Source organism: Pseudomonas sp. B8(2017), from assembly GCF_002113575.1.
GTDB classification, from domain to species: Bacteria; Pseudomonadota; Gammaproteobacteria; order Pseudomonadales; family Pseudomonadaceae; genus Aquipseudomonas; species Aquipseudomonas putida_Z.
The window spans coordinates 53,967-75,173 of sequence record NZ_NEIO01000024.1; the positions used below are offsets into that span (position 1 = coordinate 53,967).

General features: G+C 65.1%; 18 protein-coding genes, 1 tRNA gene and 1 pseudogene. 11 read left to right on the forward strand and 9 right to left on the reverse strand.

Features of this window, described 5'->3' with window-relative positions; translation table 11 throughout:
- The first annotated feature begins 73 nt into the window (after positions 1-73).
- A complete protein-coding gene (gene proB, locus CAG22_RS24195) occupies positions 74-1,192 on the forward strand; it encodes a glutamate 5-kinase (RefSeq protein ID WP_025337635.1) in 1,119 nt (372 codons plus the stop codon).
- A 22-nt stretch (positions 1,193-1,214) separates the two neighbouring features.
- Entirely contained in the window at positions 1,215-1,658 is a 444-nt protein-coding gene (locus CAG22_RS24200) for a CreA family protein (protein WP_038407896.1), read from the forward strand.
- 142 nt (positions 1,659-1,800) lie between these two features.
- Here CAG22_RS24200 and mksF read toward each other — a convergent pair whose 3' ends face one another.
- Genes mksF through mksB form a run of 3 tightly spaced genes read right to left on the reverse strand, consistent with a single transcriptional unit; the run spans position 1,801 to position 6,618 of the window.
- On the reverse strand, positions 1,801-4,635 hold the full coding sequence (mksF, locus tag CAG22_RS24205; RefSeq protein WP_015268901.1) for an Mks condensin complex protein MksF: 2,835 nt from the start codon (positions 4,633-4,635) through the stop codon (positions 1,801-1,803).
- Positions 4,632-5,339, reverse strand: coding sequence for an Mks condensin complex protein MksE (gene mksE, locus CAG22_RS24210; protein WP_025337638.1), 708 nt, complete (start codon positions 5,337-5,339; stop codon positions 4,632-4,634). The genes mksF and mksE overlap by 4 nt, the downstream gene beginning before the upstream one ends.
- Positions 5,329-6,618 (reverse strand): Mks condensin complex protein MksB, encoded by a 1,290-nt coding sequence (gene mksB, locus CAG22_RS24215; RefSeq protein WP_024086237.1) that lies wholly within the window; start codon positions 6,616-6,618, stop codon positions 5,329-5,331. Before mksB ends, mksE begins: the two co-directional genes overlap by 11 nt.
- A gap of 285 nt (positions 6,619-6,903) precedes the next feature.
- Between mksB and CAG22_RS24220 the strand changes: the two genes are divergently transcribed.
- Genes CAG22_RS24220 through CAG22_RS24235 form a run of 4 tightly spaced genes read left to right on the forward strand, consistent with a single transcriptional unit; the run spans position 6,904 to position 9,451 of the window.
- Positions 6,904-7,689 (forward strand): energy transducer TonB, encoded by a 786-nt coding sequence (locus CAG22_RS24220; RefSeq protein ID WP_085665090.1) that lies wholly within the window; start codon positions 6,904-6,906, stop codon positions 7,687-7,689.
- Positions 7,686-8,141 (forward strand): ribosomal protein S18-alanine N-acetyltransferase, encoded by a 456-nt coding sequence (gene rimI, locus CAG22_RS24225; RefSeq protein ID WP_046616794.1) that lies wholly within the window; start codon positions 7,686-7,688, stop codon positions 8,139-8,141. Before CAG22_RS24220 ends, rimI begins: the two co-directional genes overlap by 4 nt.
- Before the next feature lie 49 nt (positions 8,142-8,190).
- On the forward strand, positions 8,191-8,829 hold the full coding sequence (gene can, locus CAG22_RS24230; RefSeq protein ID WP_025337641.1) for a carbonate dehydratase: 639 nt from the start codon (positions 8,191-8,193) through the stop codon (positions 8,827-8,829).
- 46 nt (positions 8,830-8,875) lie between these two features.
- Complete coding sequence (locus tag CAG22_RS24235; RefSeq protein ID WP_085706334.1) at positions 8,876-9,451, forward strand: D-Ala-D-Ala carboxypeptidase family metallohydrolase; 576 nt, start codon at positions 8,876-8,878, stop codon at positions 9,449-9,451.
- On the opposite strand, the gene CAG22_RS24240 is transcribed toward CAG22_RS24235, so the two are convergent.
- Positions 9,391-10,308, reverse strand: coding sequence for a LysR substrate-binding domain-containing protein (locus tag CAG22_RS24240; RefSeq protein WP_085706335.1), 918 nt, complete (start codon positions 10,306-10,308; stop codon positions 9,391-9,393). The two genes, CAG22_RS24235 and CAG22_RS24240, sit on opposite strands and share 61 nt — an antisense overlap.
- A gap of 244 nt (positions 10,309-10,552) precedes the next feature.
- Between CAG22_RS24240 and CAG22_RS24245 the strand changes: the two genes are divergently transcribed.
- Entirely contained in the window at positions 10,553-11,167 is a 615-nt protein-coding gene (locus tag CAG22_RS24245) for a LysE family translocator (RefSeq protein WP_075043724.1), read from the forward strand.
- A 98-nt stretch (positions 11,168-11,265) separates the two neighbouring features.
- Here CAG22_RS24245 and CAG22_RS24250 read toward each other — a convergent pair.
- Both CAG22_RS24250 and CAG22_RS24255 read right to left on the reverse strand, forming a co-directional pair.
- Positions 11,266-11,342, reverse strand: a tRNA-Met gene (locus tag CAG22_RS24250).
- A 100-nt stretch (positions 11,343-11,442) separates the two neighbouring features.
- A pseudogene (locus tag CAG22_RS24255) lies at positions 11,443-12,033 on the reverse strand (FecR family protein); the annotation flags it as partial.
- Between the two features lie 182 nt (positions 12,034-12,215).
- Between CAG22_RS24255 and CAG22_RS24260 the strand changes: the two are divergent.
- Both CAG22_RS24260 and CAG22_RS24265 read left to right on the forward strand, forming a co-directional pair.
- Entirely contained in the window at positions 12,216-13,430 is a 1,215-nt protein-coding gene (locus tag CAG22_RS24260) for an MFS transporter (RefSeq protein WP_085592589.1), read from the forward strand.
- Between the two features lie 514 nt (positions 13,431-13,944).
- Positions 13,945-15,102: an MFS transporter gene (locus tag CAG22_RS24265; RefSeq protein ID WP_025337647.1), complete on the forward strand. Its 1,158-nt coding sequence runs from the start codon at positions 13,945-13,947 to the stop codon at positions 15,100-15,102.
- Between the two features lie 107 nt (positions 15,103-15,209).
- Here CAG22_RS24265 and CAG22_RS24270 read toward each other — a convergent pair whose 3' ends face one another.
- From CAG22_RS24270 to CAG22_RS24280, 3 genes are all read right to left on the reverse strand, one after another.
- Positions 15,210-17,678 carry a TonB-dependent receptor gene (locus CAG22_RS24270; RefSeq protein WP_085706337.1) on the reverse strand — a complete coding sequence of 823 codons (2,469 nt, stop codon included), beginning with the start codon at positions 17,676-17,678 and terminating at the stop codon, positions 15,210-15,212.
- Positions 17,679-17,774: 96 nt separating this feature from the next.
- Entirely contained in the window at positions 17,775-18,731 is a 957-nt protein-coding gene (locus CAG22_RS24275; RefSeq protein ID WP_085706338.1) for a FecR domain-containing protein, read from the reverse strand.
- Positions 18,718-19,233 carry a sigma-70 family RNA polymerase sigma factor gene (locus CAG22_RS24280; protein WP_085706339.1) on the reverse strand — a complete coding sequence of 172 codons (516 nt, stop codon included), beginning with the start codon at positions 19,231-19,233 and terminating at the stop codon, positions 18,718-18,720. The genes CAG22_RS24275 and CAG22_RS24280 overlap by 14 nt, the downstream gene beginning before the upstream one ends.
- A gap of 172 nt (positions 19,234-19,405) precedes the next feature.
- Between CAG22_RS24280 and CAG22_RS24285 the strand changes: the two genes are divergently transcribed.
- Both CAG22_RS24285 and ada read left to right on the forward strand, forming a co-directional pair.
- Entirely contained in the window at positions 19,406-20,032 is a 627-nt protein-coding gene (locus tag CAG22_RS24285) for a DNA-3-methyladenine glycosylase (RefSeq protein WP_085706340.1), read from the forward strand.
- 85 nt (positions 20,033-20,117) lie between these two features.
- Complete coding sequence (gene ada, locus CAG22_RS24290) at positions 20,118-21,173, forward strand: bifunctional DNA-binding transcriptional regulator/O6-methylguanine-DNA methyltransferase Ada (protein ID WP_085706341.1); 1,056 nt, start codon at positions 20,118-20,120, stop codon at positions 21,171-21,173.
- The last annotated feature ends 34 nt before the right edge of the window (positions 21,174-21,207 follow it).

Here is a 21,207-nt window from a genome sequence, read left to right on the forward strand (position 1 = left end):
CACTAAACGCCGCTCTTTGGAGCGGCGTTTTTGTATCCACGGTATCTACAGATTCGACATAGGTTGGAAGAAGATGCGAAGCAAGGTGACGGGCGCCAAGCGCTGGGTCGTGAAGATTGGCAGTGCTCTGCTGACCGCCGATGGCAAAGGCCTCGACCGCGGTGCCATGGCCGTTTGGGTCGAGCAGATGGTCGCGCTGCGTGAGGCAGGCGTGGAGTTGGTACTGGTCTCCTCCGGGGCCGTGGCTGCCGGCATGAGCCAGCTGGGCTGGACGTCGCGACCGAGTGCGATGAACGAGCTGCAGGCGGCTGCCTCGATCGGCCAGATGCGCCTGGTGCAGGCCTGGGAGTCGAGCTTCGGCGAGCACGGCAAGCACACCGCGCAGATCCTGCTGACCCATGACGACCTGTCCGACCGCAAGCGTTACCTGAACGCCCGCAGCACCCTGCGCACGCTGGTCGACCTGGGCGTGGTGCCGGTGATCAACGAAAACGATACCGTGGTTACCGACGAGATCCGCTTCGGCGACAACGACACCCTGGCGGCGCTGGTGGCCAACCTGGTGGAGGCTGACCTGCTGGTGATCCTCACCGACCGCGATGGCATGTTCGATGCCGACCCGCGCAACAACCCCGACGCCCAGCTGATCTACGAGGCCCGCGCCGACGACCCGGCACTGGACGCCGTGGCCGGCGGTACCGGTGGCGCCCTGGGCCGTGGCGGCATGCAGACCAAGCTGCGCGCCGCGCGCCTGGCAGCCCGTTCCGGTGCCCATACCATCATCATCGGTGGCCGCATCGAGCGCGTGCTGGATCGCCTCAAGGCTGGCGAGCGTCTGGGTACCTTGCTGTCGCCCGAGCGCGGCATGCTTGCCGCGCGCAAGCAGTGGTTGGCCGGTCACCTGCAGACCCGTGGCACCCTGGTGCTGGACGCCGGTGCCGTGCAGGCGTTGCGCCAGGCCAACAAGAGCCTGCTGCCGGTTGGCGTGAAAACCGTGCAGGGCAGCTTCCGCCGTGGCGAGATGGTGGTGTGCGTCGGCCCGGACGGCCATGAAGTGGCGCGCGGCCTGGCCAACTACAGCGCCCTGGAGGCGCAGAAGATCATTGGCCAGCCGTCGGATGCCATCGAAAGCATCCTGGGCTATATCGCGGAGCCTGAGCTGGTGCACCGCGACAACCTGGTTCTGGTCTGAGGGCGCGCACGTGCTGAAAAGGATGATTGCCGTGGCGGCACTGGCGTTGCCGATGCTGGCCGGGGCCGAGGAAATCGGCCAGGTGTCCACCGTGTTCAAGTTCCTCGGGCCGAATGACCGTATTGTGGTCGAGGCGTTCGACGACCCCAAGGTCGAGGGCGTGACCTGCTACCTGTCGCGGGCCAAGACTGGCGGCGTGAAGGGTGGGTTGGGGCTGGCGGAGGACCGGGCGGAGGCATCGATTGCCTGTCGTCAGGTCGGGCCGATCAGCTTCAAGGGTGAGCTGAAGGATGGCGAGGAAGTGTTCAAGGAACGCACCTCGCTGGTGTTCAAGACCATGCAGGTGGTGCGCTTCCTGGACAAGAAGCGCAATACGCTGGTGTACCTGGTGTACAGCGACCGCATGATCGAAGGCAGCCCGCAGAATGCGGTGACCGCGATTCCGATTCTGCCTTGGGCTCATTGATAGCCTGGTAGATCCTGGGAGGCCTTCGGCCTCCATCGCCGGCAAGCCAGCTCCCACAGGTACATTGCAGGCCTCGGGGCTTGTGCAATATCTGTGGGAGCTGGCTTGCCGGCGATAGGGCCGCAACGCGGCCCCAATTACCTCAGGCCAATTCCTCGGCCTGATGATCCTCACGCACAACCGCCTTCACCTCATCCCGACGGCTGATGAACTTCCAGTCCGCCTCGTCGATGTAGATGCCATTCGGCCCGCTACCACCTTCCAGGTCGATCGCCACGCGCGCAGATACCTGCGGCTTCACGCTCGCCAGGATCGGCACGAAGCCCAGCTGCAGGCTGGTTTCCAGCAGCGCAGCCTGGTTGCGTTCGTCGATGTCCGCCGCTTCGTCCAGGTAGTACGGCAGGCGGATGCGCCCGGCCAGGTCGCGGTCCATCAGGTGCAGCAACAGGTACATGTTGGTCAGCGCCTTGATGGTCATGGTGGTGCCGTTGGATGCCGCGCCGTCGATGTCGGCATGGATCACCGGCTGACCGTTGACCTTGGTGATCTCGAACGCCAGCTCGAACAGGTCCTTCAGGCCCAGCTGGTTGTGGTTGGCTGCCACCAACCGTGCCAGGTATTCCTTGGCCTCTTCGTTCTTGTTGTCCTGCTCGGCGCTCTGGGTCAGGTCGAACACCGACAGGGTTTCGCCTTCTTCGTACTGACCGGCGCTGTGGATGATCTGGTCAATGTGCTTGAGCGCTTCCTTGTTCGGCGCCAGCACCACGCGGAAGCTCTCCAGGTTGGATACCTGGCGCTTGTTGATCTCGCGGTTGAACAGGGCCAGCTGGTGCTCGAGGCTGTCGTAGTCGCTGCGGATGTTGCGCAGGGTCCGGGCGATGTCGGTGACCGCGGCGCGGCGTGCCTTGGCCAAGGTCAGGGCTTCGTCGGTGCGGTGAGCGTAGGCATTCACCAGCAACTGCAGGCGGCGTTCCATGTCGTCTTCGCTGTCGAACTTGGCCACGCCTTTCAGGCGCACCTGGGCGTACAGCGCCTCGATCTGGTTGTCCACCCGCTGCAGGCTCTGCCAGCTGTCCTGGTAGTCGTTGAGCAGTGGCAGCAGGTTGTCCATCGAGTCGTCGATGGCTTCCATGTACGGCGTGCCGTAGGGCAGGTCGGCCGGCAGCAGCTGGCGACGGCGCAGGGCGTCTTCCAGGGTGCGCTGCTTGGCCTCGAGGTCGCCGATCTGCCGGCCGACCAGTTGCAGCTTGGCCGACAGCTGCTGGACGCGTTCGGTGAAGGCGTCGCTGGAGCGCTTGAGTTCGTCCTGGGCGGCTTCGAGCTGCGACAGCTGCTCCAGCTTCTCGGGCTCTTCGGCGGCCAGGGTTTCGCTGCGGCGGAAGTCTTCCAGCGCTTTCTGCGCGTCCAGTACTTCCTGGTACAGGGCCTCGGTCTGCGCCTTGGAGGCGGAGCGGTCGGCGGCCACGGCCTGTTGGGTCTTGAGCTGCTTCAGCTCTTTTTCCAGGCGCTCTTTCTGGTCACGCAGGGCCGCACGGTCGGCCAGGGCCTGCAGCGCCGGTGGGTCGATGTGCGACAGGTCGATGGACAGGCCCGGGGCTTCGAAGCGTTCGCCCTTGAAGCCGTCGAGTACCGCTTCCAGCGATTTTACCCACAGGTCGCTGTCGTCCAGTTCGATACCGCGGTCACCCAGCGGCAGGCTGAACAGCGCGCCATTGAACAGGCGCATCAGGCGGTCGACGTCCTGCTGGGAGAACTCTTCGCGCAGGCGGGCGTAGCTGTTGTTGTCGGCGTGGTCGAGCTGCTGCTTGACCTGCTTCAGGCGCTTTTCCAGGTCGCGGACGCGTTCGTCCAGGTCTTCGGCGCTGAACTGGCGCGACTGGGCCAGGGCGCCGGCCAGTTCGTCGTGGGCGTCCTTGGCCGCCAGCAGTTGCTGCTCCAGCACCTTGACGTCATCGACCAGGGCGAAGCGGTGCTTGAGCACCGACAGCTCGCCCAGCCAGCGCTGGATACCGGTGATTTCACGCTCCAGGCGCATCAGCTCCTGAGTACCGCCGCGCTGGTCGTTCTGCAGGCGGTCCTGCTCGCCACGGTAGTGCTCGGCCTGGATCACCAGCTCTTCCTTGCGCGCCATGGCGTATTCCTGCCAGGTGCCCAGCAGGGTGTCGAGCACTGGCGAAATGCGGTGCAGCTTGCCGCGCAGGATGTCGCGCTGGGCCACGCCACCGGCCAGGGCCTCGACCAGCGGGCCGGCGGCGACCAGAGCGTTGTAGTCCTGTTCCATGCGGCGCACGTCGCGGAAGGCTTCCTCGCACGCGGCGATATAGTCGACGCTACCGGAGCGCAGGCTGTGCTCGAAAGCGTCGAGGAACAGCTGCTTGAGCTTGGCGGCGGTGATTTCGCGCATATGCAGCAGGTTGATGAACAGTGCGCGGAAGGTTTTCAGGCTTTGCTCGCTGGTCGAGCGCAGCGGGATCATGGTCAGGTCCAGCGGCACCGAGGTGTGGCCACCGACCAGCAGACGACGCAGTTCGTCCGGCTTCAGCTCGTAGGCCTTGATCCCCAGGCGCTCGAGGTTGGTGAACAGCTCTTTCTGGCGCAGGCAGGTGTCGTTCTTCTGGTAGTGGGCCAGGTCCAGTTCGCCCTTGTAGGCAAAGAACTGGTGGCCGAAACCGCCGCCCGGGCCGCGGCCGACAACGCCGATGACGTGCGGGCCGTGGGGCAGGCTCAGTTCGCAGAGAATGTACGAGGTGTCGCTGGCGAAGTAGAAGCGGCGCGACTGCTCGAGGCTGTACTTGCCGAAGCTCATGTCCGACATGCGCGCCAGGATCGGGAACTGCAGGGCGTTGATCGACGCCGATTTACCCAGGTTGTTGGCACCGTATACCGACAGTGGGTGCTCCAGCGGGAACAGGCCAAGGCTGTAGCCGGCGGTGTTGAGCAGTGCGAAGCGGCGGATGCCGTAGCGTTCCTGGCTCATGCGTCAATCTCCTGTTGCTCTTCGCGGATCGCCCGGGCCAGGGCTTCCTCTTCGCTTTCCTCGCCCTCGAAGGGGGTGAGGTCGAGCGGGTCGTCGGTGCGGTTGAGTTCTTCTGGGCTTTCTTCCTCGACCAGTACCGGGGTCGGCAGCGGCAGGTCGCTGTGCAGGGTGGCTGCCAGGTCGCGGTCCTGCTGCACGGCCAGGCACACGTCGAGGAAGCGATGCATCGGCGGCAGGAAGCGGTAGATGCCGCCTTCCTCGAAGGCGAAGCCGAGCTGGGTCATGCGGCGCAGGATTTTTTCTTCCAGCTCGTCCACGGTCTGCACTTCGGCCTGCAGGAACAGGTCGCGGTACTTGTCCAGCAGCGAGGGCAGTTCGTCACGGCCGATGCTGCCGCCATCGAGCACGGCCATCGGGTCGCGGCCCTGGTCGGCCAGGTGTTCGACCAGGATGAAGGTGAACAGCGACAGGCGCTGCGCGGTCTTGTTGACCTGCGCGGCGGTCATGTCCGGCACGAAGTAGTAGAAGCCACGGGTGTCGCACACCAGTTCGAAGCCCAGGGCCTTGAACAGGGTGCGGTACTGGTCCTGGAAGTTCGACAGCTGGGCGTACAGCTCGGGGTCGCGGCGGCTGACGTGGAAGCCTTTGAACAGCTCGCGGAAGATCGGCGCGAGCTGGGACAGTTCGGAAAGATCAAGATGCATGGGCTGGGCTCGCGTTGGATTCGGTAGGCGCGCTGGCGGCGTCTTCGCGGCTGGAGGTCAGGGCGAACGAGCGCAGGCTGACCAGGTGTTCCTGGGTGATGTACTCGCGGCGGTCGAGGCGTTCGCGCTTGAAGCGCTTTTCCCGCGACAGGCGCGAGAACCAGTACAGCAGCTCGTCGGTGGCGCCTTCGGGTTCCTGCTCCAGCAGCCAGACCATCAGGTCGGGCAGCGGCAGGGCCTGTTCGCAGCGTTCGGCCATTTCCTTGACCGTGCGCGGTGCACGGGGCAGGGCGCCGGACTGGGTCTTGTGGGCCTTGGGGAAGCGCGCCGGCTTGGGCTCGAAGCGGGCCAGGGCGTAGACATAGGCCTCGACCTGGCTGGCGCTGCCGAGGAAAGTGCTTTGCGGGCGGGTGAACATCGGCATGGCCGCTTGCGGTACGGCGTCGATGCCCTTGCGCCGGATCACCGACAGGGCCAGTGCGGCGCCACGGGTCACGGCGTTGTGCCGGCGGGCTTCCTCACGCAGCGGCAGCAGCAGTTCGCGGGCGTGGCGCAGGGTCAGCTGGGCGCTGGTCTGCATTTCCAGGATGCGCGCGTGGGTGCGCAGCAGCATGTCGTCGTCGACCAGGTGGCCCAGGCGCGCCTGTTCGCCCAGCAGCTTCAGCAGCACGGTCTCGACCTTGCGCACGCCCTGTTCGAAGGCGCCGTCGGCGTTGACCAGCTGGATCATCGGCTCGACGTACTCGTCCCAGGTCGCCAGTACTTCGGCATAGCGCTGGCGCAGCGGGATCTGGCGGTTGCTGGTCTTGGCCCGCTCGGCCACGGCCACCAGTGCCTGTTCGTCGTTGTCGAGCTTCTTCAGTACATCGCGCACGCGCATGTCGAGCAGGCGCAGCTGGCGCGCCAGGTCGTCGCTGTCGCGGTTGTCGAAGGCGTCCTGGATATGCCCGGCCAGGCGTTCCAGGTGGCGCAGGTAGGCTTCGATCTCCAGGCACAGGCCCAGCCGGTGTTCGCGGCGCAGGTAGGCGAGGAAATCGTGGATCTGCGCGTTGAGCTCGAAACGGTTCGGGCTCTTGGCCACCGGGACCAGGATATCCAGGCGGATCCACACGTCGAGCAGCTGGGTGATGTCCTGCGGGGTGCTCTCGACCTGCTGGCGGGCCACATGCTGACGCAATTCGACCAGGCTCAGGGTGCCCTGGTCGAAACGCTCGCACAGCGGCTCGATCAGGGCCCAGTGTTCGGCTAGGGCGCGCAGGACGCGCTTGGGTTCGATCATTGGCTTCGACTCGTTGCCAAGAAAAAGGGGGCGATTGTACTGCATCCGGGGGGGAGGTTTTCACCCCTTGGTCTGTAATGAGAGATAACCTTTGCCGTTGTAGGGGATTCACTGGCCCTTTCGCGGGCACGCCCGCTCCCACAGGTACTGCGCAAGGCCCTGTGGGAGCGGGCGTGCCCGCGAAATGGCCGGTACAGGCAATAAAAATCCGCCGACCAGTTGCGGCACACGAATGCCAACGGCGTTAGAATGGCCCTTTGTCTTCACCCCTCGGAAACCCGCCCCTTGCTCACCGAACCCCGTCGCCGCGCCTACCTTTCCGCCATGCAAGTGGTGCACTGGCTGCCGCGCGCCGAACTGCCGTTCGCCGCACCGTCGCGGCCCGAGCTGCTGCTGCCGGTGGCGCCGGTCGAGGACCTCGATTTCGACGTCAGGCCGGCACCGGCTGCCAACGAGGCGCCAGTCACCTCCCAGGCCCGCTCCGGCGAGCGACCGAAAATCGAGATTCCGCGCCCGGGCAGTGTGCCCAAGCCGGCCGCCAAGCCCGCCGAGGCCGAGGAGCAGGCCGCGCCACCGCGCCCGGCCCCGGTGCCACCCCCGCGCTTCTCGCTGCAGTTGCTGCGAGCCGGCAGCTGCCTGCTGCTGGTGGAGTTGGCCACCGGCCAGCCGTTCCAGAGCCGCGACCCGTCCTACCTGCTGCTCAAGGACATGCTGCGCGCCGCCGGCCTGCCCGACGCCCCGCAGATCATCGGCGAGCCGGTGCGCTGGCCGCTGCTGGTGCGCGGCAACATGGACCAGGGACCGGAGGCGGCGCGCGATTTCGTCCAGGGCTTTGTCCAGGCGCGCCTGGAAGACGCCCCGTGCACCTGCCTGTGGCTGGTCGGCCTGCCGGCGCTGCGCTTTGCCGCCAATGTCGACGGCGAAGCCTATTACCAAACCCTGAAGCTCGAGGGCCTGGGCGAAGCCTGGGCCTTGCCGGGCCTTGAACTGTTGATGGACGAGCCGCAGCGCAAGGCGGACGTCTGGAAAGCCATGCGCCAGCTGATGGCGCGCTGGAAGAGCGTTGAATGAGTGACTCGATCAGCTTCCGCCCGATGACCGAGGCGGATCTGGATGCCGTACTTAAGATCGAATATGCCGCGTTCAGTCATCCCTGGACCCGCGGGATCTTTCAGGATGCGCTCAAGTCGTACGAAGTCTGGCTGATGTTCGACGGCCAGCAGCAGGTGGGCCATGGCGTGATCAACGTGATCATCGACGAGGCGCACCTGCTCAACATCACCGTCAAGCCGGAAAACCAGGGTCGCGGCCTGGGCCTGCGCCTGCTCGAGCACCTGATGGCCCGGGCCTACCAGCTCAATGGCCGGGAGTGTTTCCTGGAAGTGCGCGCCAGCAACCAGTCGGCCTATCGTTTGTACGAGCGCTACGGTTTCAACGAAATCGGCCGCCGCCGCGACTATTACCCGGTTGCCGGTGGCCGTGAAGACGCCCTGGTGATGGCCTGCACCCTGCTCGAGGACTGATGCAGGGGCTGGCGCTGTCACGCAGGCAAACCCTGATGAGGCAACGACCATGCACGACCTGCAGGAACTGATCGACAACAACGCCCGCTGGGCCGACGCGATCAACCAGCGCGACCCCGACTTCTTCGCCAAGCTGGCCCGCCAGCAGACTCCGGAATTCCTCTGGATCGGCTGCTCCGACGCCCGCGTGCCGGCCAACGAAATCGTCGGCATGCTGCCGGGTGATCTGTTCGTCCACCGCAACGTTGCCAACGTGGTGCTGCACACTGATCTCAACTGCCTGTCGGTGATCCAGTACGCGGTGGAAGTACTGAAAGTGCGGCACATCCTGGTCACCGGCCACTACGGTTGCGGTGGCGTGCGCGCCGCCATGCAGGATCGCCAGCTGGGCCTGATCGACGGCTGGCTGCGCTCTATCCGCGACCTGTATTACGAAAAGCGCGCCGAGCTGGCCAAGCTGGACAACGAAGAGGCCAGAGTCGACCGCCTGTGCGAACTGAACGTCATCCAGCAGGTGGCCAACGTGGCTCACACCAGCATCGTGCAGAACGCCTGGCACCGTGGTCAGGAACTGTCGGTGCATGGCTGCATCTATGGCATCAAGGATGGCCGGTGGAAGAGCCTGGACACCACCATCAGCGGCTTCGCCCAGCTGCCGCCGCAGTATCGGTTGCGGGCGTTGGAGTAGTAACGTTTGCCAGTTTGACGCGGCCCCTTGCAGGGATGGTCAAGGAATGAAAAAACTGCTTCTGGCTGCAAGCCTTCTGATAACGGCCACTGCCCACGCCGACGAACGCGACCGGTGGATGTTCGCCCAGTGGGCTGGCGACCATCACACTCGTCCCTTCCGTGAAATGCTGGTGGATGCCCGCCTTTACGGCATAGTGCCTATCCATCAGCTGCTGCGTTCGGCTTCGGACTGGAAGCTGTGCCACGCGTCCCCCTTCGCCGTGCCGCCTGCCAGCAACTGGCCGGCAGTGCGTTCTACGCTCTCGCTGATCAAGGCGCTCGACGACCAGGGCATCCTGCGCCAGTTCGAGGTGGTTTCGGCCTATCGAGACCCACGCCTGAATGTCTGCGCCGGCGGGGCTGCCAACAGCGCCCATACCCGGGCGTTCGCCGTCGATATCCTGCTACCCGACTGGGCGGACCCCAACCCGCTGTGCCGTTTCTGGCAGCAGTATGGCCAGGCCTGGAACATGGGCCTGGGGCGCTATCCGTCCGGGCGGATTCATGTGGATACCGCGGGTTACCGCACCTGGGGTGGTGACGGCCGTGCAGGTTCGTCGTTCTGTATCAAACCCAGATGAGCCAGGCAGCTCCTGCATTCGCCCATCACCCACGTGGCGAAGCGCTGGCGCTTGCCGTCGTCTTCCAGCGGCTGAGGGCTGAGCAGGTGGTAGGCCGAGCCGTCGCGCACAAAGCTGAACGGCGCCTGCAACTGCCCGCTGTCGAGTTCGTCGCGCACCATGAGGGCTGAGGCCATGGCCAGGCCCAGGCCGGCGCTGGCGGCCTGAATCGACAGGTAGAAGTGCTCGTAGTCGCTGCGCTCGGTATGCCGGGCCTGCTGGCCGCTCAGGCGCAGCCAGTTGGGCCAGGCGCCGGGGCGGGTGGCGCTGTGCAGCAGGCGTTGGCCTTCAAGTTGGATGGGGGCGGTTGGGTGGCAGACCGGGCCGATCCATTCGTCGCAGATCTTCTGGTTGTACAGCTGCTTGTCCCAGTGGAAGTCATCGCGGCGAATTGCCAGGTCGACACTACTGCGGGCGAAGTCCAGTGGCCCGCCTGCGGCCACCAGGTGCAACTGCAGGTCGGGATGGGCGGCATGGAAGCGGGGCAGGCGCGGGATCAGCCAGCGCATGGCGATGGTCGGTTCGCACGACAACACCAGCACGTTGTCGCGGGCCTGTTGTTGCAAGCGCTGCACGGCGCCTTCGAGCTGCTCGAAAATCGCCTGGGTGGTGCCCTGCAAGGCACGGCCGGCAGGGGTGAGGAAAATGGCCCGGTTGCGGCGCTCGAACAACTCCACACCAAGGCTTTCTTCAAGCAGGCGCACCTGGCGGCTGACTGCGCCATGGGTGACGTGCAGGTGCTCGGCGGCGCGCACGAAGCTCTCGGTTTCGGCGGCGATGTCGAAGTAGCGGAAGGCATTGAGTGGCGGCAGTTTCATGGCATTTGTGTTGCCAGTACCGGCCTCTTCGCGGGCTTGCCCGCTCCCACAGGGTTTCACACCAACTGAGAGTTGTGGGTTACCTGTGGGAGCGGGCGAGCCCGCGAAGAGGCCGGCACCGGCACTACACCTCTGTGAAGAAAACTATCAGATTTGCTTCACTATAAATCGATTTTTTCTGGGCTATAAGCTCTCGATAATTACCTGGTCTGTGCATTTCCATCGCCTATCGAGAGCCACCAGCATGACCGAACTCATTGCCGTCGCCCTGTTCACCCTGCTTGCCGTCATCAGCCCCGGTGCCGACTTCGCCATGGTCACCCGCAGCAGTTATGCACAGGGCCGCAAGGCCGGGCTGGCTGCCGCCGTGGGCATTGCCCTGGGGGTGCAGGTTCACGTTCTGTATACGGTGCTGGGCATCGCGGTGATCATCAGCCAGAGCCCGGCTCTGTTCCTGGGCATGAAAGTGCTGGGCGCGGGTTACCTGGTCTACCTGGGTTACCAGTCGCTGACCAACACCCGGCGCATCAGCCTCGACGGGGTTGCCGCATCCGCAGCCAGCGTAACGCAGGCCCTGCGCACGGGCTTTCTGACCAACGCCCTCAACCCCAAGACCATGCTGTTCGTCATCAGTGCCTTCACCCAGGTGGTGCAGCCTGGCAGCTCGCTGGCGCTGGACTTTGCCTACGGCGCTTTCATGTCCGTTGCCCACTGGCTGTGGTTCAGCCTGGTGGCGGTGTTCTTCTCCAGCACGGCATTGCGCAAGGCGATGATCGAGCGGCAAAGGCTGGTGGACCGGGTAATCGGCCTGGCGCTGATCGGGTTGGGCCTGGCTGTGGCGGTGACCGGCATGCGTTGAGGTAGCGATTGCATGCCCTGTGGGGGAGGGGCGGGCCTGTGGTATTTTTCGCAGGCAAAGAAAAAGGGCTTACCTTGCGGTAAGCCCTTCGTCTTGTTTGGTGGCTACACAGGGACTTGAACCCCGGACCCCAGCATTATGAATGCTATGCTCTAACCAACTGAGCTATGTAGCCGATGGCGCGCATTATTCTCTTGAACGGCCCCCCTGTCAACACTCATTTCAAAAAAAATTTGCACGCTTTCAAAAACTTAGCGGCCAGGCCCCGGTTCTGCCTTGCCCAACGGCATGTCGCCGGCTTTCTGCTGCCCGCTGCGCCAGCCATCGGTGGCCTTGAGGTCGGCTTTCTGTAACGGGCCGATACGCCCGCCATCGAAGGTTACCCGCTCGCCCGCCGATACAAGGCGCTGTTCGCCACCCTGGATAACCATGGCCTTGCCACTGAGCACCACCAGTTCGTCATGCCCGGCATGGCGGGCGACCTGCAGGCGGGTACCGAACACCTGGATGCGCGCATCGCCCACTGTCACCTCCATGGCCCGGCCGTCGAGCATCACTTCCAGGTATACCCGGCCCTGCACCAGCTGCAGCTGGCGCGTGCGGCCGCGCAGGTCGGCGTTCATCGCGCTGGCGCTGCCCAGGTGCAGGGTGGTGCCATCGGCCAGGCGGATGCTGCGGCGTTCACCTGCATCAGTGTGCAATTCGCTGCCCAGGCGCTGCATCAGCGGCCAGTACAGGTAGGCTGCAGCGCCCAGCCCCAGCAGGAATAGCAGCGCCAGCCATTTGCCCATGTGGCTGCGGCGCGTGTTGATCTGCCGTGGGCGGGGGCGGTCAGGCTGCAGCTGATTGGCGAGCATCTGGCTCATGGGTTCGATCTGCTCGCGATAGGGGCCGTTTCGCCCAACGATGACAGGGGTATGGGCCAAGGATGCTAATTATATTGATAACCATTTTCAAGTGCGTCACGACAGAGGGATAAAAAAGGTAGCTATCTATCTATTTGTTTCCCGATAATCGGATCCCAAACTGCTGACGGAGATTCAGGCACATGGCTATCAGTAGCGCCTCAACGGCGCCCACCAGTGCGGCGGCGAGCCAAGCCACGCCGCTGGTGATGCGCATCATCGGTTTCTGCGCCCTGGCGCACCTGATCAATGACCTGATCCAGTCGGTGCTGCCGGCGATCTACCCGATGCTCAAGGCCAACTACGACCTGAGCTTCGCCCAGATCGGCATGATTACCCTGACGTTCCAGATCACCGCCTCGCTGCTGCAGCCTTGGGTCGGCTTTTTCACCGATCGCCGACCGGCGCCGAACCTGCTGCCGCTGGGCACCCTGTGTACCCTGGTGGGTATAGTGATGCTGGCCTTCGTCGGCAGCTTCCCCATGATTCTGCTGGCCTCGGCGCTGGTGGGGATCGGCTCGTCGACCTTCCACCCGGAAACCTCGCGTATTGCGCGCCTGGCCTCGGGCGGGCGCTTCGGCCTGGCCCAGTCGACCTTCCAGGTCGGCGGCAACACCGGCTCTGCGCTGGGCCCACTGCTGGCGGCGGCCATTGTCATTCCGTTCGGCCAGAGCTATGTGGCCTGGTTCGGCCTGGCTGCGCTGTTCTTCCTCGGCGTCACCCTGATGCTGCGTGGCTGGTACAAGGAGCACCTCAACCAGGCCAAGGCGCGCAAGGCAGTGCAGGCGACCCACGGCATTTCCCGCGGGCGGGTGGTCGCGGCGCTGATCGTGCTGGGCCTGCTGGTGTTCTCCAAGTACTTCTACATGGCCAGCTTTACCAGCTACTTCACCTTCTACCTGATCGAGAAGTTCGATGTGTCGGTGGCCAGCTCGCAGCTGCACCTGTTCCTGTTCCTCGGTGCGGTGGCGGCAGGTACCTTCTTTGGCGGGCCAATCGGTGACCGCATCGGGCGCAAGGCGGTGATCTGGTTCTCGATCCTCGGCGTGGCGCCATTCACCCTGGTACTGCCGTATGCCGACCTGTTCTGGACCACCGTGTTGAGCGTGGTGATCGGCTTTATCCTGGCTTCGGCGTTTTCCGCGATCGTGGTGTATGCGCAGGAGCTGGTGCCGGGCAGCGTGGGCATGATTGCCGGGATCTTCTTCGGGCTGATGTTCGGCTTTGGTGGCATCGGTGCAGCCTTGCTGGGATATGTGGCGGACCTGCGTGGCATCGAGTACGTGTACGAGCTGTGTTCGTTCCTGCCGTTGTTCGGGTTGTTGGCGGTGTTCTTGCCAAGTACCGGCAAGCGCTGATGTCGCCGGGGCTGCTTTGCAGCCCATCGCCGGCAAGCCAGCTCCCACCTCGAGCGCATCGGCCTCAAGCCATGCGCAGTCCCTGCAGGAGCCTGGTTTGCCAGCGATGGGGCCAGTACAGGTAGTACAAGTCAGTTGCCCCCGCCTTGACCTCATTGGGCTCAGGCTGGTGCAATCCCTGTGGGAGCTGGCTTGCCGGCGATGGGGCGCGCAGCGGCCCCCGACGATTGACGGCCTGACACCCTTGGCCTAGAGTCCGCCTTTTCCCAACCACCTGCGTAGTAGTCAAAGCGATGTGCCGTAACCAGTCCCTGCCAAACGCCCGCCAGCCTGCCTTCCAGGCCCTGCGTCGCGCGTGGCCGAGCGATACGGTGCTCAAGCGTCGCCGCAGCGTGCTGTTTGCCTTCACCTTCTCGCCACACCTCGCCTGAACTGATCTGCGCTTTCGCGTCGCTCGCCACCCTGGCGTGCGCGCCTGTGTCTGCACGTCTTTTCGGTTTGCAAGGAGTGGTACATGAACATGCGTTTGCTGGCGGGCCTGTTGTTCGCCGTTTCGGTCGTGGGTTTCAGTTTGGGGGCCAGCCTGCCGCTGGTGTCGTTGCGCCTGCATGAAGCCGGTGCGAGCACCCTGGAAATCGGCATCATCTCGGCCATCCCCGCTGCGGGCATGATGCTCTCGGCGTTCCTGGTCGACGCCTGCTGTCGCCACCTCACCCGGCGCACCATCTACCTGCTGTGCTTCAGCCTGTGCACGCTCAGCATCGGCTTGCTCGAGTCGGCGTTCGGCTCGCTGTGGCTGCTGGCGCTGTTGCGCCTGGGTCTGGGGCTGGGCATGGGTATCGCCATCATCCTCGGCGAGTCGTGGGTCAACGAACTGTGCCCGGAGCACAACCGCGGCAAGATCATGGCCCTGTACGCCACCAGCTTCACCGGCTTCCAGGTGCTCGGCCCGGCCATGCTGGCGGTGCTGGGCGCCGACAGCCCGTGGATCACCGGTGTGGTCACCGCCTGCTATGGCCTGGCGCTGCTGTGCATCGTGCTGACCGTGCCCAACGACCATGTGGAACATGAAGAGGGTGAAAAGAGCTTCGGCCTGGCCGGTTTCTTCCGTGTGGCGCCGGCGTTGTGCGTGGCGGTGCTGTTCTTCTCGTTCTTCGATGCCGTGGTGCTGTCGCTGCTGCCGGTTTATGCCACCAGCCATGGCTTTGCCGTGGGCGTGGCGGCGCTGATGGTGACCGTGGTGTTTGCCGGTGACATGTTGTTCCAGTTGCCGCTTGGCTGGTTGGCCGACCGGGTGGAGCGCACCGGGCTGCACCTGGTATGCGGGCTGCTGGCGATGGCGATCGGTATCGGCCTGCCCTGGCTGCTGAACCTGACCTGGCTGCTGTGGCCGCTGCTGGTGCTGCTGGGCGCCGTGGCAGGGGGCATCTATACGCTGGCGCTGGTGCTGATCGGGCAGCGCTTCAAGGGGCAGGACCTGGTTACCGCCAATGCCAGCGTGGGCTTGCTGTGGGGTGTGGGTAGCCTGGTCGGGCCGCTGGTCAGCGGTGCGGCGATGGATGTGGCGCCGCATGGTCTGCCCATCGCGCTGGCGCTGATGGCCGGGTTGTTCGTGTGTTTTGCCCGGCAGTCGTACCGGCGCGCGGGGCGGTTGCGGGCGGTGGCGGACTGAGGTTTTCCAGGGCTGCGCGGTCCCTCGGCCCGGGGGCCGCTTTGCGGCCCTATCGCGACACAAGGCCGCTCCTACCGGGACCGCGCAGCCGGTCAGGCAAATGCCTGTCAGAAACTCCCGCGCAAGGTCACCGACACATTGCGCGGCTCCCCCCAGTAGTACCCCGTCGCCGTGGTACCGATCTGCCGGTAGTACTTCTTGTCGAAGATGTTGTTGGCGTTCAGTTGCACTGAGTAGTTGTCGTTGATGCGATAACCGAGCATGCCGTTGTACACCGCATACCCCGCCTGGGTCGCCTTGGCCGTGCCGCTTTCGGAATAGATGTCGCTCTGCGCCTGCACGCCGCCGCCAATGGTCCAGGCATCCAGCGTGCCCGGCAGGCGGTAACTGGTGAACAGCCGCAGCATGTGCTCCGGGTCGGTGGTGCGGATCGCGTTGCCATTGGTGGCTGCCGAGTTCTTCAGGTACTCGGTGGTGTTGTAGGTGTAGCCACCGGTGACCTGCCAGCCCGGCAGCACTTCGCCGGAAATCTCCAGGTCGATGCCCTCGCTGCGGCTCTTGCCCGAGGCGATCTTGCAGCGGCCGGTGGTGCCGTTGCAGCCGATTTCCGTGGACATGTCATCCACCGGCGTACCCACCTGGTTGATACGGAAAAACGCCAGGCTGGTGTTCAACCGGCCATCGTAGAACTCGCCCTTGATGCCCGTTTCGTAGGCTTCGCCGATGATCGGGTCGAGCACCGAGTTGTTCTTGTCCACCACTGTTTGCGGGCTGAATATCTCGGTGTAGCTGGCGTACACGCTGAAGTTGTCATTCAGGTCGTAGATCAGCGCCGCGTACGGCACGATCTTCTCGTCGATGCTGAACTTGCCGTTGGCACCGGTGTTGTTTTCCTGCTCATAGTCGTACCAGTTGGCCCGCGCGCCGATGATCGCGGTCAGCGGTTCGGCCAGCGAAATGCGCCAGGTGGCGTGCGCGGCTTGCTGGGTTGTCCGGGTGCGCACCGGGTGTGCGGTGATGTCGATGTCCGGCTCGGGCAGGCTGGTTTTCGGGTCCCAGTAGCGGATGTCGTACAGCCCGGAAATTACCCGGTTGGTGGCCGACGCGTAGGAATCGTTGCGAATCCGTTCGACGCCGACCATCAGCTCGTGGGTGCGGCCAAACAGGTCGAACGGGCCGTTGAGGGTGGCGCTCAGGTTGTTCTGCAGGCTCTCGCCGCCGTCGCCTTCGGTAACCTGGTATTGCATCAGGTACGGGTTGCCGGTGGGGTTCAGGTTGGCCGGTGCGCGCTCCATGTAGGTTTGCTTGAAACCATGGTCGTCCAGCTCGAAGTGGGTACGCAGGGCCATCAGCTTCAGCGTCCAGTCGTTGTCGAAGCGGTGTTCCAGTTCGGCAAAGGTGTTCAGGTTGCTGCGGTCCCAGCGGTTCCAGTCGGCGCCCAGGTAGGTGCTGCGGCCGAAGGGCAGGGGGGCGCCGCTGGCGTCGGCGGGCAGGTTGCCCCAGGCGCCAGTGGCGTCGAGCTTGGTCCACTCGACACCGGTGGTCAGCGTGGTGCTGTCGTCCAGGTCGAAGGCCAGCGAGCCGCCGAACGCTTCCTTGCGCTCCATGCGCGAGTCCTGGAACAGGTCGCGCTCGTCATGCACGGCGATCACCCGCCCGCGTACGTTGCCGGTTTCGGTCAGCGGGCCGGAGATATCGGCCACATAGCGCTGGGCATTCCATGAGCCCAGGGTCACGCTGCCCGTAGCCTGGAAGTCATGAGTCGGGCGCTTGCGCACCAGGTTCACCGTGCCCGACGGGTTGCCGGCGCCACGCAACATGCCGGTGGCGCCGCGCAGCACTTCGGCGCGGTCGATGAACGCCGAGTCGGTCTGAATGAACGAACCGCCACCGCTGCTCTGCACCACGGTGGCGCCGTCATACTGGATGGCATCGATGGCAAAGCCACGCGAGTAGTACTGCACCCGCTCGCTGTCGGTGTAGTTGACCACCACGCCGGGTGTCTGCTCCAGCAGGTTGGTCAGGTTGGTGATGTTCTGGTCATCGATGCGTTGGCGGGTTATCACGCTGACCGATTGCGGGGTATGGCGCAGGGTTTGCGGCATCTTGCCGATGGTCACTTCGCCGGTAGTGTAGGAGCCGGTGTGCTCGGTGGTTTCGCCCAGGCGGTCGCTGGAAATGCTGGTCGCGCCCAGCTCAAGGGCGTTTCCCACATCCAGCGCCGGGATCAGCAGGAAGCTGGTTGCGCTTTCCTGCTGGACCTGCACGTTGCTGCCCTGCAACAGGATCGACAGCGCCCCCGCATTGTCATGCCGGCCCTGCACGCCGCGGGTGGTCTTGCCCTGCAGGCTGTTCGCGTCGAACGACAGGCTAAGGCCGCCCTGGCGGGCCAACTGGTCCAGCGCCGGGGCCAGCGGGCCGGCCGGGATGTTCCAGTCGGTCTGCTGGCTCTGGCTGGCCGCTGCAGCCTGGGCCATGGCCGGGAAGGCACCGCCAGCTGCCAGGCCAAGGCCGAACACGGCCGCGCGCACGGCACGGCGCAGCCTGTCGTTGCGAGGGGAACACGGGGCAATCATGAAGCGCTCCTGAAGGTTGTGAAGACCACTTTTCGGGTTTTGTTCCTTCAGGCCGGACGAGAATGAGATTCCACCTCATTTATTTTTAGAAATTTTTCAGGCCGCACCGATGCTCACCCAATAACGCGTGCGGTAGTCGACCCGCACCGGCAGGCTGCGGGTGAGCAGATGCAGGATCTGCGCGGTGTCGGCCAGCTGGTAGGTACCGGACACCTTCAGGTCTGCCACTTCCGGGGCACAGCGCAGCAGGCCCGGGCGGTAACGCGCCAGCTCGGCGATGAACTCGCCCAGCGGCATCTGCTGCACGCTGAGCACGCCGTCGGTCCAGCCCCAGGGGTCGCTGTGCAGCGTCACCGCCTGGAAGCTGCCGCTGGCCCACACCTGCAAGGTTTCGCCTGGCAGCACCCGACGTGGCGAGGCCGAGGTGGGGAACAGCGTGACGTCGCCCCGGCGTACCGCCAGCAACAGGCCCTGGTCGTTCTCGCGCAGCAGCAGCTGGCCGTCGAGTGTGGCCAGTTGGCCAATGCGGGTGTCGATGCGGAACGGGCGATTATCGTTGGGGTTGCTGTCCAGGCTCACCTCGCCACGCACCAGTTGCAGCCGGCGCTGCTCGGCGCTGTAACGCAGGTCGATGGCGCTGGCGGTATTGAGCTGGATGCGGCTGCCATCGCTGCCTTGCAACTGGCGGCGTTCGCCGGTGGCAGTGCTGCTGTCGGCCAGCAGCTGGGGTATGCCCAGCGGTTCGCGCGCGGCCCAGCCCAGGCTGCCGCCCACGGCCAGCACGGTCAGCAGCTTGAGGTGGTCGCGACGGCTGATGCGCTCGCGCTGGCTGCCATCCAGAGTGCGGCGGCTCAGGCCCTTGGGCAGCCCGGCCAGTTCGTCACTGAGATGGCTGACCCGCTGCCAGGCCAAGGGGTTGTGCGGATGGCTGGCCAGCCAGTGCTGGAACTGCTGCTCGGTACGCGGGCAGGGGCTGTCGAAGCGCAGCTTCACCAGCCAGTCGATGGCCTGGTCGACCTGCGCCTGCGCGGGCGCGCTGTCAGACGTCGGCATAGCGCAACCGGTAGCAGACGCCCAGGGCCTTGGCCAGGTCCCGCTCGACGGTGGCCCGCGACACACCTAGGCGCAGGGCGATCTGCACGATGCTCAAACCATCGAGCTGAGCCAGCAGGAAAGCCTGGCGGGCACGCGGTTTCAGCTGGTGCAGGGCACGGTCGAGGCGCGCCAGGGTATCCAGGATGACCAGTCGATCTTCTTCGCTGGGGACTTCGGCTTCGGGGAGGTGAGCCAGGCTTTCCTGGTAGGCCCTCTCCAGCGCGCGGCGGCGGAACTGGTCGATCATCAGGCCACGGGCGATGCTGCTGAGGTAGGCGCGTGGCTCCTTCAGCGGCGAAAGCTGGCGGGCCCGCAACAGCCGCACGAAGGTATCCTGGGCCAGGTCGGCGGCGTGCTCGCTGCAACCAACCCGGCTGCGCAGCCAGCCGCTGAGCCAACGGTGGTGGGCCTGGTAGAGCAGAGCGACCTCGGTCGGCTTGAGCGTGTCGTTGATCTGCATCTTGGCGAAGGCCCGGTCCTGTGGATATATGCGATTGTTAATAGTTCTCAATTCTATGCGGGGACGATGACGCGGAGCAATGGCATGCCAGGAATTAGCCGCGCAAGAACCGGCGTTTGCCCGATGAACGGCTGCGCTAAGCTGGACCTGCAATCGACTTGATGGAGGTGTCATGATCCGGGCCGACCTTTCGCCTGACGCGTACCGCGAGGCCACCGAATACCTGGCGGCGCTCGACCCGGACTGGTCGCGGCATATCGCGGCGACCGGGCCTTGTCTGCACCAGGCCACGCCGGGGCGTGAGCCTTACGAGGTATTGGTACGGGCGATTGCCTACCAGCAACTGCATGCCCGTGCTGCCGAGGCAATTCTTGGGCGCTTGCTGGCGTTGTTCCCGGAGGCTGCGTTCCCAGGGCCGGAGCAGTTGTTGGCGGTTACACCAGAAACCCTGCGCGCCTGTGGTTTTTCCGCGAGCAAGATGGCGACGATCCAGGGTATTGCCCAGGGCCGGCTGGATGGCCTGGTGCCGAGCCGGGACGAGGCACTGGCCATGGCTGACGACGCGTTGATCGAACGGCTGGTGGCATTGCGCGGGGTAGGGCGGTGGACGGTGGAGATGTTGCTGATCTACAGCCTGGCGCGTTCGGACGTTCTGCCGGTCGACGATTTTGGCGTGCGCGAGGGGTATCGGCGGCTGAAGGGGCTGGACAAGGCGCCGACGCCGGCGCAAATGCGTTCGCTGGGTGGCGGCTGGCGGCCATACCGTACCGTGGCGGCCTGGTACCTGTGGCGGGCCTGAGGTATTGCACCGCCTGTGCCGGCCTCTTCGCGGGTTTACCCGCGAAGAGGCCGGCACAGGCAACAACCTATCTGGACATTTACCAATGAACCTCTACACCACCCCCGACCAACGCTGGCAAGCCGTAGAATCCCGCGAAACCGCCGCCACCGGCCACTTCGTCTACGCCGTGCGCACCACTGGCATCTACTGCCACCCCGGCTGCAAATCGCGCCTCGCCAAGCGAACCAACGTCGAGTTCTACGACACCCCAGCCGCCGCCGAAGCCGCCGGCTACCGCGCCTGCAAACGTTGCACCGCCACCACCACCAGCGCCACCCGCCACAGCCAGCTGGTCACCCGCGTCTGCCGGCTGATCGAAGCCAGCGACCCCGCGCCCAGCCTCGATCAACTCAGCGCCCAACTGGCCGTCAGCCCTTTCCACCTGCATCGCCTGTTCAAAGCCGAAACCGGCCTCACCCCCAAGGCCTACGCAACCGCTTTCCGTGCCCGGCGCCTGCGCGCGCACCTGGAAGATGGCCAGCGCTCTGTCACCGATGCCATCTATGACGCCGGCTACAACTCCAACAGCCGTTTCTACGAAAGCGCCGACCAGCGCCTGGGCATGCGCCCGCGGCAATACCGCGCCGGCGGCGCCGGGGCAACCATCCACTTCGCCCTCGGCCAGTGCTCTCTGGGCGCGATCCTGGTGGCCCAGAGCGAGAAGGGCATTTGCGCGATCCTGCTGGGCGACGACCCCGAGGCCCTGCTGCGCGACCTGCAGGACCAGTTCCCCAAGGCCCACCTGGTCGGTGGCGACAGTGCCTACGAACGGTTGGTCGCCGAGGTGGTGGGCTTCGTCGAAGCCCCGGCGCTGGGCCTGGCTTTGCCCCTGGATGTGCAAGGCACTGCGTTCCAGGAGCGGGTGTGGCAAGCCCTGCGCGAGGTGCCGGCCGGCAGCCGGGTCAGCTACACCGACATCGCCGAGCGCATCGGCGCGCCCAAGGCGGTGCGTGCGGTGGCCATGGCCTGCGCGGCCAACCACATCGCTGTGGCCATCCCTTGTCATCGGGTGGTGCGCCGCGACGGCGACATCAGCGGCTACCGCTGGGGTGTCGAGCGCAAACAGCAACTGCTCAAACGAGAAACGGCACTCTCCTGATCGCGTGAAGCCGCGTAGAATCCCCCGCCAAATC

Bases quoted from the DNA above. Each gene is read 5' to 3' on its own strand.
- CAG22_RS24200 (WP_038407896.1), top strand. From the start codon at position 1,215: ATGATTGCCGTGGCGGCACTGGCGTTGCCGATGCTGGCCGGGGCCGAG.
- CAG22_RS24280 (WP_085706339.1), bottom strand. From the start codon at position 19,233: ATGCAGATCAACGACACGCTCAAGCCGACCGAGGTCGCTCTGCTCTAC.
- CAG22_RS24240 (WP_085706335.1), bottom strand. From the start codon at position 10,308: ATGAAACTGCCGCCACTCAATGCCTTCCGCTACTTCGACATCGCCGCC.
- CAG22_RS24285 (WP_085706340.1), top strand. From the start codon at position 19,406: ATGATCCGGGCCGACCTTTCGCCTGACGCGTACCGCGAGGCCACCGAA.
- CAG22_RS24245 (WP_075043724.1), top strand. From the start codon at position 10,553: ATGACCGAACTCATTGCCGTCGCCCTGTTCACCCTGCTTGCCGTCATC.
- mksF (WP_015268901.1), bottom strand. From the start codon at position 4,635: ATGAGCCAGGAACGCTACGGCATCCGCCGCTTCGCACTGCTCAACACC.
- CAG22_RS24275 (WP_085706338.1), bottom strand. From the start codon at position 18,731: ATGCCGACGTCTGACAGCGCGCCCGCGCAGGCGCAGGTCGACCAGGCC.
- proB (WP_025337635.1), top strand. From the start codon at position 74: ATGCGAAGCAAGGTGACGGGCGCCAAGCGCTGGGTCGTGAAGATTGGC.
- mksE (WP_025337638.1), bottom strand. From the start codon at position 5,339: ATGCATCTTGATCTTTCCGAACTGTCCCAGCTCGCGCCGATCTTCCGC.
- mksB (WP_024086237.1), bottom strand. From the start codon at position 6,618: ATGATCGAACCCAAGCGCGTCCTGCGCGCCCTAGCCGAACACTGGGCC.
- CAG22_RS24260 (WP_085592589.1), top strand. From the start codon at position 12,216: ATGGCTATCAGTAGCGCCTCAACGGCGCCCACCAGTGCGGCGGCGAGC.
- ada (WP_085706341.1), top strand. From the start codon at position 20,118: ATGAACCTCTACACCACCCCCGACCAACGCTGGCAAGCCGTAGAATCC.
- CAG22_RS24235 (WP_085706334.1), top strand. From the start codon at position 8,876: ATGAAAAAACTGCTTCTGGCTGCAAGCCTTCTGATAACGGCCACTGCC.
- CAG22_RS24270 (WP_085706337.1), bottom strand. From the start codon at position 17,678: ATGATTGCCCCGTGTTCCCCTCGCAACGACAGGCTGCGCCGTGCCGTG.
- can (WP_025337641.1), top strand. From the start codon at position 8,191: ATGCACGACCTGCAGGAACTGATCGACAACAACGCCCGCTGGGCCGAC.
- CAG22_RS24265 (WP_025337647.1), top strand. From the start codon at position 13,945: ATGAACATGCGTTTGCTGGCGGGCCTGTTGTTCGCCGTTTCGGTCGTG.
- rimI (WP_046616794.1), top strand. From the start codon at position 7,686: ATGAGTGACTCGATCAGCTTCCGCCCGATGACCGAGGCGGATCTGGAT.